The 12,741-nt window shown below is 69.6% G+C and carries 10 protein-coding genes and 1 pseudogene; 4 read left to right on the forward strand and 7 right to left on the reverse strand.

The genetic code is table 11. The features are described from left to right. Window positions 1-54 precede the first annotated feature (54 nt). From SLUN_RS22865 to SLUN_RS22880, 4 genes are all read right to left on the reverse strand, one after another. A complete protein-coding gene (locus SLUN_RS22865) occupies window positions 55-2,820 on the reverse strand; it encodes an alpha/beta hydrolase family protein (RefSeq protein WP_108151169.1) in 2,766 nt (921 codons plus the stop codon). A gap of 209 nt (window positions 2,821-3,029) precedes the next feature. Next, on the reverse strand, window positions 3,030-3,935 hold the full coding sequence (locus tag SLUN_RS22870) for a chitinase (protein WP_108151171.1): 906 nt from the start codon (window positions 3,933-3,935) through the stop codon (window positions 3,030-3,032). A gap of 107 nt (window positions 3,936-4,042) precedes the next feature. Then, a complete protein-coding gene (locus SLUN_RS22875) occupies window positions 4,043-4,282 on the reverse strand; it encodes a DUF397 domain-containing protein (RefSeq protein ID WP_108151173.1) in 240 nt (79 codons plus the stop codon). Continuing rightward, entirely contained in the window at window positions 4,279-5,103 is an 825-nt protein-coding gene (locus SLUN_RS22880; protein ID WP_170146599.1) for a helix-turn-helix domain-containing protein, read from the reverse strand. Before SLUN_RS22880 ends, SLUN_RS22875 begins: the two co-directional genes overlap by 4 nt. Before the next feature lie 112 nt (window positions 5,104-5,215). On the opposite strand from SLUN_RS22880, the gene SLUN_RS22885 reads away from it, so the two are divergent. Next, window positions 5,216-5,617 (forward strand): ATP-binding protein, encoded by a 402-nt coding sequence (locus SLUN_RS22885; RefSeq protein WP_108151178.1) that lies wholly within the window; start codon window positions 5,216-5,218, stop codon window positions 5,615-5,617. Window positions 5,618-5,698: 81 nt separating this feature from the next. Here SLUN_RS22885 and SLUN_RS42420 read toward each other — a convergent pair. Further along, window positions 5,699-5,987: pseudogene (locus SLUN_RS42420) on the reverse strand (NAD(P)-binding domain-containing protein); the annotation flags it as partial. Between the two features lie 213 nt (window positions 5,988-6,200). On the opposite strand from SLUN_RS42420, the gene SLUN_RS22895 reads away from it, so the two are divergent. After that, window positions 6,201-6,470 (forward strand): DUF1876 domain-containing protein, encoded by a 270-nt coding sequence (locus SLUN_RS22895; RefSeq protein WP_108151182.1) that lies wholly within the window; start codon window positions 6,201-6,203, stop codon window positions 6,468-6,470. A 70-nt stretch (window positions 6,471-6,540) separates the two neighbouring features. Here the strand turns inward: SLUN_RS22895 and SLUN_RS22900 are convergent, their stop codons facing one another. Continuing rightward, the gene (locus tag SLUN_RS22900; RefSeq protein WP_108151184.1) at window positions 6,541-7,236 is read right to left on the reverse strand and encodes a DUF4232 domain-containing protein; all 696 of its coding nucleotides are present in this window, start codon (window positions 7,234-7,236) and stop codon (window positions 6,541-6,543) included. Window positions 7,237-7,562: 326 nt separating this feature from the next. On the opposite strand from SLUN_RS22900, the gene SLUN_RS22905 reads away from it, so the two are divergent. After that, window positions 7,563-8,885: a helix-turn-helix domain-containing protein gene (locus tag SLUN_RS22905; RefSeq protein WP_175313373.1), complete on the forward strand. Its 1,323-nt coding sequence runs from the start codon at window positions 7,563-7,565 to the stop codon at window positions 8,883-8,885. A gap of 21 nt (window positions 8,886-8,906) precedes the next feature. Here SLUN_RS22905 and argS read toward each other — a convergent pair whose 3' ends face one another. Next, entirely contained in the window at window positions 8,907-10,673 is a 1,767-nt protein-coding gene (gene argS / locus SLUN_RS22910) for an arginine--tRNA ligase (protein WP_108151188.1), read from the reverse strand. Window positions 10,674-10,875: 202 nt separating this feature from the next. Between argS and lysS the strand changes: the two genes are divergently transcribed. Continuing rightward, window positions 10,876-12,615 carry a lysine--tRNA ligase gene (lysS, locus tag SLUN_RS22915; RefSeq protein WP_108151190.1) on the forward strand — a complete coding sequence of 580 codons (1,740 nt, stop codon included), beginning with the start codon at window positions 10,876-10,878 and terminating at the stop codon, window positions 12,613-12,615. The last annotated feature ends 126 nt before the right edge of the window (window positions 12,616-12,741 follow it).

The following is a 12,741-nucleotide window of genomic DNA, read 5'->3' on the forward strand; positions in this document are numbered from 1 at the left end:
CCAACGCGGGCGTGAACCGGGGGTCCCGGTTCACGCCCGCGTGGCCAACACGGCTTAAGGCGCGTTGAGCACCGTGCCGGTCAGGACCGGGCCCTCCGGCTTGTCCTCGTCGTCGATGGACTGGAGGCCGACGTACTCCGTCGGTTCGGCCACCTGGTCGCGGACCGTGGGCACGGCGACTTCCGCGCTCGTCCTCCCGGCCGGTACGGACACCCACAGGTAGGCGTACTCCAGCTGGGACAGCGGCACTTCACCGTCCGGGACATGGCCGATCAGGTCGAGCAGCCACTGCCGGTCGACGTCCTTGGCGGACAGCTCGCTACGGCCCGGGACAGGGACGAACGCCAGCGTCTTCGAGATGTCCACGTCGGCGGGCGCGGACAGGGAAACCTGCCACTTCAGGGGCTGCCCCTCGGTCACCTTGTCGGCGACCGGCTTCACGGTGATCTCGGGCATCGGGTCGTCGTTCTCGGCGGTGACCCCGCCGGCGTGCGAGCCCACGACGGTCCCGCGGACCGCCTTCACGAGCACGTCGTGGGACACGTCCCAGGCGTACCGCTTGTTGCCCTTCACCTGCACCGTCACGTCGACGCTGCCGCCGGGCCGCACTGTCACCAGCCGGTCCTTCGCCTTACCGGTGGCCGGGTCGAGTACGTACAGCCGGACCGTGCCGCTGCCCTTCCCGGACACGCGGACGGGCACCTTGTACGTGCGGACGCCCGAGTCGCCCTCCTTGACCTTCAGACGGCCGATGTCGACACGGGGCAGCGAGGCTTCCTTCACGGCGGGGGTGCCGGGGCTCCACGCCCAGGCGTCCATCAGCCATGCCTGTCCGGAACGTGTGCGCGGGGTCAGCTCCAGGGAGGCGACCCGGCGCAGGTCGAGGCCCGCGCGAGTGGCGGCAGTGAGCGGTACGCGCACCTCGCGCGCCCAGTAGGAGGCGGTGCGGTCGCTGCCCGGCAGGCCGTCCACCTGTACGCGGCCGAGATTGGCCCGCTTGCCGGAGGCGTCGGTGACGGACACGTCGAGCTGTGTGCCGGTGGAGTTCTGCGGCACGAACACGCGCAGCGCGAGGCTCTTGGCATCCTTGACGGAGAGAGGCTTCTCCGGGCGCACCGTCACCGCCGAGCCCGGCGCGGTCCAGCGCATCGCGACCGCCCGGCGGCCCGTCTCGCGTTCCGGCTGCCAGTACGCGAAGTGCGGCGATGAGCCGCCCGCCGCGGAGTCCAGGCAGCCGGTTTTCGGGTCGGGATCGATCGCGGAGCACAGCCGTCCGCCGGTCACCTTCACCGAGCTGTCCGGCAGGAACCCGGCGCCGCGGTTCGCGCCGACCGCGTGGGTCAGCACCCGCGCGGGATCGGCGGAGGGGGCCCGGCGGCCCGAGCCGTCGACCAGCTCGCGCACCCGGTCGTCACCGGCGACGAACAGCCGGGCCGCGGCGGCGATGTAGGTGGCGCCGGCCTTGTGCTGCTGGTCGGCGGTCAGCCGGGTCGCGGTGCCCGGCGAGCACACCGGGTCCGGGTGCTCGGGGTCCTGCCCGAAATCGTCATTGGCGGGAGCCTGGGCCTGGCCCGGCGTCCACTCGCTGTTGAAGTAGTTGTGGTTGGCGCCGACCATGTAGACCGCGCTGTGCAGGGCCTTGCCCGTGCTGACCCCGCGGGTGCCGTCGGCGTACACCTGGCCCTGGAGGTCGGAGACGTCGCCGTCGCAGCCCGGCAGGATCGTCAGCGACGGAACGTCCGGCACCGGGTTGTGGCCGAAGATCGTCGGCCCGATGAGCACGGTCCCGCGGATGTGCCAGCGCACCGCGCCCCGGTAGCCGTCCTGGGCGGGCGGGGGCGGGTACAGGCTGTCCATGGCGGCACGGTTGACACCCTCGCCGCCGCGCGAGTGGCCGACGAGCAGGACGCGGGACAGGTCGGCCTTCGGCGCCTTGCGTACGGCCGCCGGTGCCGTGGCCGGCTTGGCGGCCCAGTCCGCCCAGCGGGCCAGGTGGGTGCGCACCAGGGAGGAGCGCGCCTGCGCGCCGGCGTCCTCGATGTTCCCGTCCTGGCCGTTGATGCCGTTGGCGGAGATCGACACGGTCACATAGCCCTGGGAGGCCAGCAGTTCCTGGTCGCGCAGATAGCCCCGGTGGCTCGGGATCGGCTTGGCACCCTTGGCACAGGGCCAGTCGATGTCCGGCTGGTCGCTGCCCGGGACGTAGCAGGTGCTGTGCCGGCCGTGCAGGAACAGTGCGACCGGACGCTTGCCCTTGGCGTCCTTCGGTGCGACGACGACGCCGCGCATCTCGACGGGCGCGGAGAGGCCGGGCAGGCGTATCGAGTCGAGCGCGTACTCGCCGGTGACCGTGCGGTACGCGCCGGGCTTGCCCGGGTCGACGGAGCCGGCCGGGAGCTTGGCAGGCGGTTTCGCGGCGGAAGGGGAGCGCCGGTCACGAGCGCCGTCTGCCTTCTGGTCCAGCCGCCGGCCGGCCGCCAGCACCTGTAGGTCCGCCAGATCCGATGTGCGCGCGTCGGAGAGTGGCAGTCGGAAGGTCCGGCCGTCCTTCTCCGGCTCGGGCACGCCGACCAGCTTGCCGTCGGCGTGGAACTCCACGCGCGCGTCGCCCACCGGCACCGGGCGCGGGGAACGCCACTCCAGGGCTTGTTCCCCCTTGGTGTTCGTGATCTGCCAGCCGGGCGGCAGGTCATCGTCATTCGCGGCCGAGACGGGCGTGACGTGGGGTGGCTGCGGCTGGGCGTAAGCCACTGCCGGCGACACCCCCGCCACCGTGAGCACCGCTATCGCGGTGGCCCACACTCTCCGGGCACGTATCAACTTCTCTCTCCTCAACCCCCCGGGTGGGGCGCCCGGTTGGGCCCGGGTGCCTCTCGATCCCGGAGGACGGGGAGAAGATCCTTCTGGTTGCCTGGGGGCGCGTGAACAGCGAGTGGCCACGGTGACTGTGGCGCGAAATGGGGCTCACATGGCTGACCGCGGGCCGGGGGAGCGTTCTCCCCGGCCCGCGGTCTGTGTGGGGGGTGGTGTCAGCAGTACAGGTTGGAACCTGTCGGCACGCCCAGGATCTGCGTGAACTGCGTGTAGTTGTTCACGCGGCTCTGCACCTGCGCCGGGTTCTTGCCGTCGCACTCGAGCGAGCCGTTGATGGAGCGGATGGTCTGGCCGAAGCCGGCCTGGTTGACCATCGCGTTGTGCGGGGTCATCGTGCCGGGGCCGTTCTGGGTGTTCCAGTACCAGAGGCCGGTCTTCCAGGCGACCGCGGCGTCGTTCTGCACAAGCCACGGGTTGTTGAGAAGGTCGATGCCGAGCGCGTCGCCCGCCGCCTTGTAGTTGAAGTTCCAGCTGAGCTGGATCGGCCCGCGGCCGTAGTACGCGGCCTGGCCGGCCGGGCAGCCGTAGGGCTGGCTCCAGTCGCAGTAGTGCGGGTAGTTGGCCTGGTTCTGCTCCACGATGTGGACCAGACCACCCGTCTCGTGGGAGACGTTGGCGAGGAAGGCCGCGGCCTCCTGCTTCTTGACGGTGTCACTGCCGGAGTTCGCGAAGCCCGGGTACGCGCTCAGCGCCGCGGTCAGACCGCTGTACGTGTAGAACGAATTCCGGCTCGGGAACATCTGGTTGAACTGCGACTCACTCACCACGAAGCCGGACGGGGAGGGGTTCCCGCCGCCGCTGCAGGTGTGCGGGTTCCAGTACCAGGTGCTGATCGTCGGGTCGTAACCCGGGTTGTCGTGCTCGGCGATGTAGTACTTGCCGTCGGTGTATTTGACAACGTTGCCAGTGACGTACCAGGCGCCCTGCTGCCAGTTGGGCGCGGAGGTGCAGGCGTCCGCCGCGGCGGAGGGGGCTGCGGTTGCGGACGGGATGAGCCCGGCCGCCAGCCCGGCTCCGGCGACGATCGCGACCAGCCATATTTTGATGCGCTGTCTCAGCACTCGCTCACTCCTTCACAGCAACGGCGATGCCGTGGTGGGGGGTTGTGCCGCTCACTCAAGCGCGTTGGCATGATCGAGTCAAGGTATAGACCAATGAGAATCTTGGTCTAGTCCAAAATTGTGACTGTGAACGCGGTCCACGCGGCTGGATCCAGCGTGAGGACGGGGCCGTCGGGGTTCTTGGAGTCCCGGACGTGGACGGCGGTGGGGTGGGTGGCGACCTCGACGCACTCACCTCCTTCGTCGCCGCTGTACGTGGACTTGTGCCAGTCGTAGGCGACTTCGAGGCAGTCGCCGCCGTCGCTGCCGCTGTAGCTGGACTTGAACCAGTGCAGTGCGATGCTCATTGCTCTCCTAGCAAACGGCCCAACAGGCCCACTGTGTCCTCTTGGTTGAGGGCCTGAGTCCGCAGCATCGCATACCTCTGGGAAAGGATGCTCACCTCGTCGAGGTCCGAAATGAGCTGGCTTCCACGCTGAGTTTCGGCGTACGCGAGGTACTGGTGATCCACGGTCTCCAGCAGGATGAAGGGGCCGTCGAGAGCGGGGTGGGACCCTCGATCGAGCGGCATGACCTGGATGGAGACGCCGGGGAGTTGGGCGCAGGTACGGAGGTGGCGGATTTGTTCCGCGTAGGTCTCCGTGTCTCCGAGGCGGAGCATGAGTACCGGTTGCCAGATGACGAAGCTGATGCTCAATGGGTTCTTGCGGTGCAGGATCTCCTGGCGCTCAATTCGGGTTGTGGCGCGCTTGGTGATCTCATCCTCGTCGAGGATCGGGATGCGGCTGCGGAAGACAGCCCGGGCATAGTTCTCGGTCTGCAGTTGGCCTGGCACGACCTGGTTCTGATACGAGGACACGGCGATTGCCTCGCGCTCCGCGTCCATGAACTCTGCGGCCCAGACCGGAAAGCGGTCAATCTCCGGCATGTTGTCTACCGCCGTCTCCAGCGCCCTCTTCGTATCGAGGACCCGGTCCAGCACCTTCGCCAGGTCCGGCTTCAGTGGGCGGCGGCCCTGCTCCACCGATGCGATCGTCTCCTCGTGTACGCAGACGCGCTCGGCCAGTTCGCGCTGCCTCAGCCCGGCGAACTCCCGGAACATGGCCAACTGCGCGCCCACGAGCTTCATCGCCGACGCGTTCTTCCGCTGCCGCTTTCTGGGGTGCATACACGTCCAACTCCCCACCCACATCCGTACGTCACGCACTCGGGACCGTACGGATTTCTTGTACGGCTGCACGCACTGCATCATCTTAGTCACGGGGAGTGACGCTCGTTTCATGGATGACGTGATTCAACAGCCCTCCCTGCGCGAACAGTTCTACCGTCGCGAGCGGCGGTCCGTGCCCGCCGCCAGGCAGTTCGTGCGCGAGACCATCGCCGACTGGGGCCTCGGCGCGCGGGCCGACGACGTACTGCTCTGTGTGAGCGAACTGGCCACCAACGCACTCGTGCACGGCGTACCACCCGGCCGTGGCTATCGGCTGCGGCTGTGGCTGTACGGCGACGGGCTCCTTCGTGTCGAGGTGCACGACAGCGGCGACGGGCAGCCGTCCGTCCGTGAGCCGGACGGGGAGTCGGGGCGGGGGCTGATGCTCGTGGACGCGCTCGCCGACAAGTGGGGGGTCGGCGAGCGCGATCCAGGCAAGATCGTGTGGTGCGAGTTCGGCGCTACTTCTTGAGAAGGTCCGCGATGCGGGACAGGCCGTCCGCCGCGTGGCCCTGTTCGATCGCCGGTCCAGGACCGCCTGGAACTTGGTGCCGCTCGCGAGGGCGGGCCGGTGGGTCTCGAAGGCCTGCGTCCCGCCGCTGTAGAAGACGTACGCATGGGGGCCCGCGATCATCTGCGGCACGGCCATGATGCCGCCGTCGAGGTACTGGGCGCCCTGCGCTCCGGGCGGGCAGTGCGCCCTGGGCGACCAGAGGGCCGGTTTTCGCGGCGGATCTGTTCCAGACGGTCGTGGGGTGGCCCGCCTTGAGGAAGGCTGCGGCGAGGGCCGTACCCATGATTCCGAGGCCGACGACGGAGACCGGGGAAGTGCTGGCAGACATGGGTGTGCTCCTTGGATCCACGGGATGCGGCGGCTTGGCGGGCGCGCTCCGGTCCCGCTCTGGCGCGCTCCCGATCACGGGCGCAGAAACAGGAACAAGTACCGACTATTAAGTCGGGTACTCACCATCCGGTAAGTGGGTGGTGGTCGGCGCCCGGGCGGCGCACTCTGGAGGGAGTACCGCTTGAAGCGGTGCCACTGGAGGTGATCCGCCATGGAGACTCTCGTCGGATGGCACATCGAGATGGAATTCCAGGAAGAAGGCGACCGGACCAGGTCGGCCGCCATGGTGAGGCTCGGCGACGGCACGGAAATACGCGGCCACGGCAACGCCCAGCGTCACCCGTCGGATTCGGAACAGCTGCGGGTCGGCGAGGAGATCGCGGGCGCACGGGCGCTCATGGACATCGCCTCGCAGCTGCTGCAGAAGGCCCACGTCGAGATCGACGAGGCCTCGGGCAGAACGTCGCACGCGCTGATGTGACGGGATGCGGTGCAGCCCCCACCGGGGATCCGGTGGGGGCCACACCCGTGCCGGCCGAGTCCAGCAGGGCCTAATAGGTGAGCGCGTCGGACATGTCGCTCTGCCAGTAGCTGACGGCCGCGTTGTCGTCGATGTACGTGCCGGCGGGGAGGGTCAGCCGGTCGGCGGCCGTTCCGGTCGATCCGGAGCCGCTGCGCGGGGCGAAGTGGACGGTGAGGGCCTTCGCCGTATACCCGTTCTCGCCGCTGCTGTCGCCGGACAGGATGATCGAGGCGTACGCGGACTCCCCCGGGGCGAGGGTGACGACCGCCTGCGGTCGGCTGTCGTCCACGACCCGCGTGGGGGCCTGGGCGTCGTCGAAGCGGAGGAGCGGGGCGTGGTACGCGTTGCACGCCTTGGAGCCGGTGTTGGTCAGGGTCAGCAGCAGGTGGTTGATGGGGCGGCTCACCTGGCTGACGCTGACCTTGGTGTTCTCGCCGACGCAGGCGGTGGTGACGGGGGCCGGGTCGCTGCCGCTGCCCGTGCCGCTGCCCGTGCCGCTGCCCGTGCCGGTGTCGCGCGCCTTTCCACTGCCCGCGGGGGTCCGCTCCGGGTTCGCCGCGGGCTGCCCGGTCCCGCCGGTGGCCGGGGCCTTGGGAGCACCAGGAGCATCGGGCGCGCTGGTGGACGGGGCCGAGGCGTCCGGCTTCTTTCCGTCGTCCGTCGACTGGCAGGCGGTCAGTGGGAGGGCGGCCAGCAGAGCGGCGGCTACGGCGGTTTTGCGCATCGTGTTCGGTTCTCCCCGTGTGGTCGGTCTGGGTCAGTAGTGGCAGATGAGGGCCGTGACGATCACGGTCGCCGCGATCAGTACGAGCACGGCCACGGCATCGGTCACGCTGCTGCTGATTCGGCTTCGGATTCGCATTGATCACAGCCTGCGCGGCGGCGGATTCCGGCCGCAACGGCCGCCGGACCATTGGGGATGCTGGAATGCTTGCGCGTACTGTGACCTGGGGGGATGTCCCGTCCCTGGAACGGCATTCCGGGACAGTGGACGCAGCTCAGCAGGGCTTACGAGGCAGCTCAGCAGGGCTTACGAGGGGGAAGACGGCAGTGGCGACGCCAGAGGCCGAGGAGTTCGCGGCCCTGCTCAGGGAACTGAAGGACCGCTCGGGACGCAGCTACGGGGTGCTGGCGGGCAAACTCCATGTCAGTACGTCCACGCTCCACCGGTACTGCAACGGCGACGCCGTCCCCACCGAGTACGCGCCCGTGGAGCGGCTCGCCCGGCTGTGCGCGGCGACGCCGGACGAGCACGTGGAGCTGCACCGGCGCTGGATCCTGGCGGACGGTGCCCGGCGCCGGGCACGGGCCGAGGGCGCGGCGCCGGAGACTGTTCCCGAGGCGGCGGCGGTTCCTCCGGCGGCCTCTGGCGTGGTTCCGGGGACGGTGGCTCCGGTTGCGGTGACGGGCACCGTACAGGCGCCGGCCGAGCCGGAAGCGGTGCCCGAGGCCGAGACCGTCCTCGCGGCCCGCACCCGCAACCCCAAGCGGCTGCGCATCGCCCTCGCGGCAGGCGCCGTCGTCGCCCTCGCCGTACCGGCCGCCTTCATCGCGAGCCACGCCGCCACGCAGGACCCGGACGGAAAGGGCAAGCCCGTCGCCGGGGCCAGTGCCCCGCCCGGCACCGCCGCGTCGCCCCGGACCCCCAGCGCCTCCCCGAGCGGCAGCGCTGCCCCGAGCGTGTCGCCGAGCGGGAGTCCGTCGGCCTCACCGTCCCCGAGCCGCGCGGCCACACCTCCGGCGACCGTCGGCGTCCCCCTGCGCGTCGGCATCAGTTCGTACAACTGGGACTCGCCCTGCGGCCAGTACTACCTGCTCGACCAGGAGCCGGACGCCGTCCCGCCGCCGCCCGCACCGCAGGACAACCGCGGCTGGGCCCGCGCGCTGGGCGGGGTGGACGGCGGCCATATGCAGCTCCAGCTGACCGCGACCGGCAAGAGCGCGGACTCGGTGGTGCTGAACGCCGTTCACGTACGGGTCGTGGGGCGCAACGCACCCCTCGACTGGAAGGCGTACTCGATGGGGGACGGCTGCGGCAGCGGTGTCACCCCGCAGACCTTCGACGTCGACCTGGACGCCGCGCACCCGCTGGTGAAGCCCGTGGCGGGGCAGAACGGCGACACCGTCGTGCCCGCCAAGGACTTCCCGTACAAGGTCGCGTCCAACGATCCGCAGGTGCTCAACCTCGACGTCCACACCGAGGGCCACGACATCAGCTGGTACCTGGAGCTCGACTGGAGCAGCGGCGACCGGCGCGGCACAGTGCGTGTCGACGACGGCGGCGAGCCGTTCCGTACGAGCGCGATCGAGGGCCGGACCGAGTACGGGTACTGGCCGGACAAGGGCGAGTGGGTCGCCCGGTCCGGCCAGTAGGGGGTCAGAGGCGCTCGGCCCTCAAAGGCGATCAGGGGTGCGGATGCCGAGGAGCGCCATGCCCTGGTGGAGCGTGCGGGCGGTGATGTCGCACAGGAGCAGCCGGTTCTCGACCTGGGCCGGGGTGTCCGCCTTGAGGACCGGGCACTCGGCGTAGAACGTCGTGAAGAGCGACGCCAACTGGTACAGGTACGCGGCCAGCTTGTGCGGCTCGTACGTCGAGGCGACGTCCGTCAGCGTTTCGCCGAACCGGTCCACGTGCAGGCCCAACGCACGCTCTGCCGAGGTCAGTTCGAGCTCCGGGTGTGCGACGGGCTGTGCCTCGCCGCGCAGCCGCAGGATCGACTGGATACGGGCGTACGCGTACTGGAGGTACACGGACGTGTCGCCGTTCAGCGAGACCATCTGGTCCAGGTCGAACTTGTAGTCCCGGGCCGCGGACGTCGACAAGTCGGCATACTTCACCGCGCCGATCCCGATCTGGACGCCGTTCTCGACGATCTCCTGCTCGCTGAGGGCGACCTTCTCGTTGTTCTTCTCGCGCACGACCGCCGTCGCCCGCTCGATCGCCTCGTCCAGCAGGTCCACCAGCCGCACCGTCTCACCCGCACGGGTCTTGAACGGCTTGCCGTCCTTGCCCAGCACCGTGCCGAATGCCAGCTGTACGGCCTTGACCTCGTCGTTCAGCCAGCCCGCCCTGCGTGCCGTCTCGAAGACCATCTTGAAGTGCAGGGACTGGCGGGCGTCCACGACGTAGATCAGCGTGTTCGCCTTGAGGTTCTGCACCCGGTCGCGGATCGCGGAGAGGTCGGTGGCCGCATAGCCGTAGCCGCCGTTGCTCTTCTTGACGATGAGCGGGGTCGGGTTGCCGTCCGGTCCCTTCACATCGTCGAAGAAGACACAGAGCGCGCCCTCCGAGCGCACCGCCACGCCCGACTCCTCGAGGAGACGGCAGGTCTCCTCGAGCATGTCGTTGTAGCCGGACTCGCCGACGATGTCGGGGTCGCGGATCTCCATGTCGAGCTTGTTGAAGACCGAGTAGAAGTAGATCTTCGACTCGTCGACGAACCGCTGCCAGAGGGCGCGCGTCTCGGGGTCTCCGGACTGGAGGGCCACCACCCGGTCCCGGGCGCGGGCCTTGAACTCCTCGTCGGAGTCGAAGACCGCGCGGGAGGCCTTGTAGATGCGGTCCAGGGACGACATGGCCTCCTCGCCGGAGACCTCGCCGCCCTCGTGGTCCAGCTCGTGGGGGTGCTCGATCAGGTACTGGATGAGCATGCCGTACTGGGTGCCCCAGTCGCCGATGTGGTGGCGCCGGACCACCTGCTCGCCGGTGAACTCCAGGATCTCGACCATCGCGGCGCCGATCACGGCGGAGCGGAGGTGGCCGACGTGCATCTCCTTGGCCACGTTCGGCTGGGCGTAGTCGATGACCGTGGTGCCCGGGTTCTCGGCGAACGGGACGCCGAGCCGGTCGTCGGCGGCGCGTGCGGCGAGGGTCTTCACGATCGCCTCGTCGGTGAGCGTGATGTTGAGGAAGCCGGGGCCCGAGACCTCGATCTCCTTCAGCACGTCATTGGGCCCGATCGCCTCGACGACCTTGGCCGCGAGCTCGCGCGGGTTGCCCTTCAGCTTCTTGGCGAGCGCCAGGATGCCGTTGGCCTGGAAGTCGGCCCGGTCGCTTCGTCGCAGCAGCGGGTCGGCGGATCCGGCCTCCGGCAGAGTTGCCGAGAAGGCGTCCGCGAGGCGCTGCTGCACGGTCGAAGCGAGGGAAGGGACCGAGGCCATGAGCTTCCGTTCCTGTCGAGGGAGTCGTGGGTGTCGGGGGGTGTCCGGACGGTTGTCAAGTATCCCATGGAGCGGCAAGCCATTTCCCGCGAGAATGGCGGCGGAGCGGGCAACCCCGGAGGGGTGCCTCCCGTCTGGGAGAATGGTTTGCATCCCAGGCAACCGAAACAACCCGAGTAACCCGGGCATCAAGGACGAGGACGTGCCGATCGTGGCTCAGAGCAGCACCGAGACCGACTGGGTCTCCCGTTTCGCGGACGAGGTCATCGCCGAGTCGGAGCGACGTGCGCCTGGCAAACCGGTAGTCGTCGCGTCCGGGCTCTCCCCCTCAGGACCGATCCACCTGGGCAATCTCCGTGAGGTGATGACCCCGCACCTGGTCGCGGACGAGATCCGGCGGCGGGGGTACGAGGTCCGGCATCTGATCTCCTGGGACGACTACGACCGGTACCGCAAGGTGCCGGCCGGGGTCGAGGGCGTGGACGACTCCTGGGGCGAGTACATCGGCAAGCCGCTGACCTCGGTGCCGGCGCCCGCCGGGTCGGCGTACCCGGACTGGGCGGCGCACTTCAAGGCCGCGATGGTCGACGCGCTGGCCGAGCTGGGTGTCGAGTACGACGGCATCAGCCAGACCGAGCAGTACACGACGGGCGTGTACCGCGAGCAGGTCCTGCACGCGATGAGGAACCGGGCCAAGATCGACGCGATCCTGGACCAGTACCGGACGAAGAAGGCTCCCGCGAAGCCGCAGAAGTCGCAGAAGCCGGTCGAAGAGGCCGAGCTGGAGGCCGCGGAGGGTTCCGGCGCGGCCGCCGAGGACGACGGCAGCGGCGGCACCGCGGGCTACTTCCCGTACAAGCCGTACTGCGGGCAGTGCGGGAAGGACCTCACCACCGTCACCTCGTACGACGACGGCACGACCGAGCTGGCCTATGTCTGCACGGCGTGCGGCTTCGGTGAGACCGTGCGGCTGAGCGAGTTCAACCGCGGCAAGCTGGTCTGGAAGGTCGACTGGCCGATGCGCTGGGCGTACGAGGGCGTGATCTTCGAGCCGAGCGGTGTCGACCACTCCTCGCCGGGGTCGTCGTTCGTCGTCGGCGGGCAGATCGTGCGCGAGATCTTCGACGGCGTGCAGCCGATCGGTCCGATGTACGCGTTCGTCGGCATCAGCGGCATGGCCAAGATGTCCTCCTCGCGCGGTGGCGTGCCGACGCCGGCCGACGCGCTGAAGATCATGGAGGCGCCGCTGCTGCGCTGGCTGTACGCGCGGCGCCGGCCGAACCAGTCGTTCAAGATCGCCTTCGACCAGGAGATCCAGCGGCTGTACGACGAGTGGGACAAGCTGGAGTCCAAGGTCGCGGACGGGTCGGTGCTGCCGGCCGACGCCGCGGCCTACTCGCGGGCGGCGCGGACCGCCGCGGGTGAACTGCCGCGTACGCCACGCCCGTTGCCGTACCGGACGCTCGCCTCGGTCGTCGACATCACGGCGGGCGCCGAGGAGCAGACGCTGCGGATCCTGAGCGAACTGGACCCGGCGAACCCGCTGAACTCGCTCGACGAGGCCCGGCCCCGGCTGGACCGCGCCGAGAACTGGATCACCACCCAGGTCCCGGCCGACCAGCGCACACTGGTCCGCGAGGAGCCGGACACCGAGCTGCTCGGCTCGCTGGACGGCCAGGGGCGCGAGTCGCTGCGGCTGCTCATGGAGGGGCTGGACACGCACTGGTCGCTGGACGGTCTGACGACGCTGGTCTACGGCGTACCGAAGGTGATGGCGGGCCTGGAGCCTGACGCCAAGCCGACGCCGGAGCTGAAGGTGGCCCAGCGGACGTTCTTCGCGCTGCTGTACCGGCTGCTGGTGAGCAGGGAGACGGGGCCGCGGCTGCCGACGCTGCTGCTGGCGGTGGGGGCGGACCGGGTGCGCAAGCTGCTCGGGGCGTAGCCACCGCGGTTGTACGAAAGCTGTACGGAGTTGTACGGAGGGCCCTCATCCGAGTTGTCGGGTGAGGGCCCTCCGGCGTTGCTGGTGCTGAGCGGCCCTCGGCGTTGCCGGACGTCCCGCCGCCCC

Origin of the sequence: Streptomyces lunaelactis (assembly GCF_003054555.1) — a bacterium.
GTDB lineage: Bacteria > Actinomycetota > Actinomycetes > Streptomycetales > Streptomycetaceae > Streptomyces > Streptomyces lunaelactis.

Bases quoted from the DNA above. Each gene is read 5' to 3' on its own strand.
- argS (WP_108151188.1), bottom strand. From the start codon at position 10,673: ATGGCCTCGGTCCCTTCCCTCGCTTCGACCGTGCAGCAGCGCCTCGCG.
- SLUN_RS22900 (WP_108151184.1), bottom strand. From the start codon at position 7,236: ATGCGCAAAACCGCCGTAGCCGCCGCTCTGCTGGCCGCCCTCCCACTG.
- SLUN_RS22895 (WP_108151182.1), top strand. From the start codon at position 6,201: ATGGAGACTCTCGTCGGATGGCACATCGAGATGGAATTCCAGGAAGAA.
- SLUN_RS22885 (WP_108151178.1), top strand. From the start codon at position 5,216: ATGGATGACGTGATTCAACAGCCCTCCCTGCGCGAACAGTTCTACCGT.
- SLUN_RS22880 (WP_170146599.1), bottom strand. From the start codon at position 5,103: ATGCACCCCAGAAAGCGGCAGCGGAAGAACGCGTCGGCGATGAAGCTC.
- SLUN_RS22875 (WP_108151173.1), bottom strand. From the start codon at position 4,282: ATGAGCATCGCACTGCACTGGTTCAAGTCCAGCTACAGCGGCAGCGAC.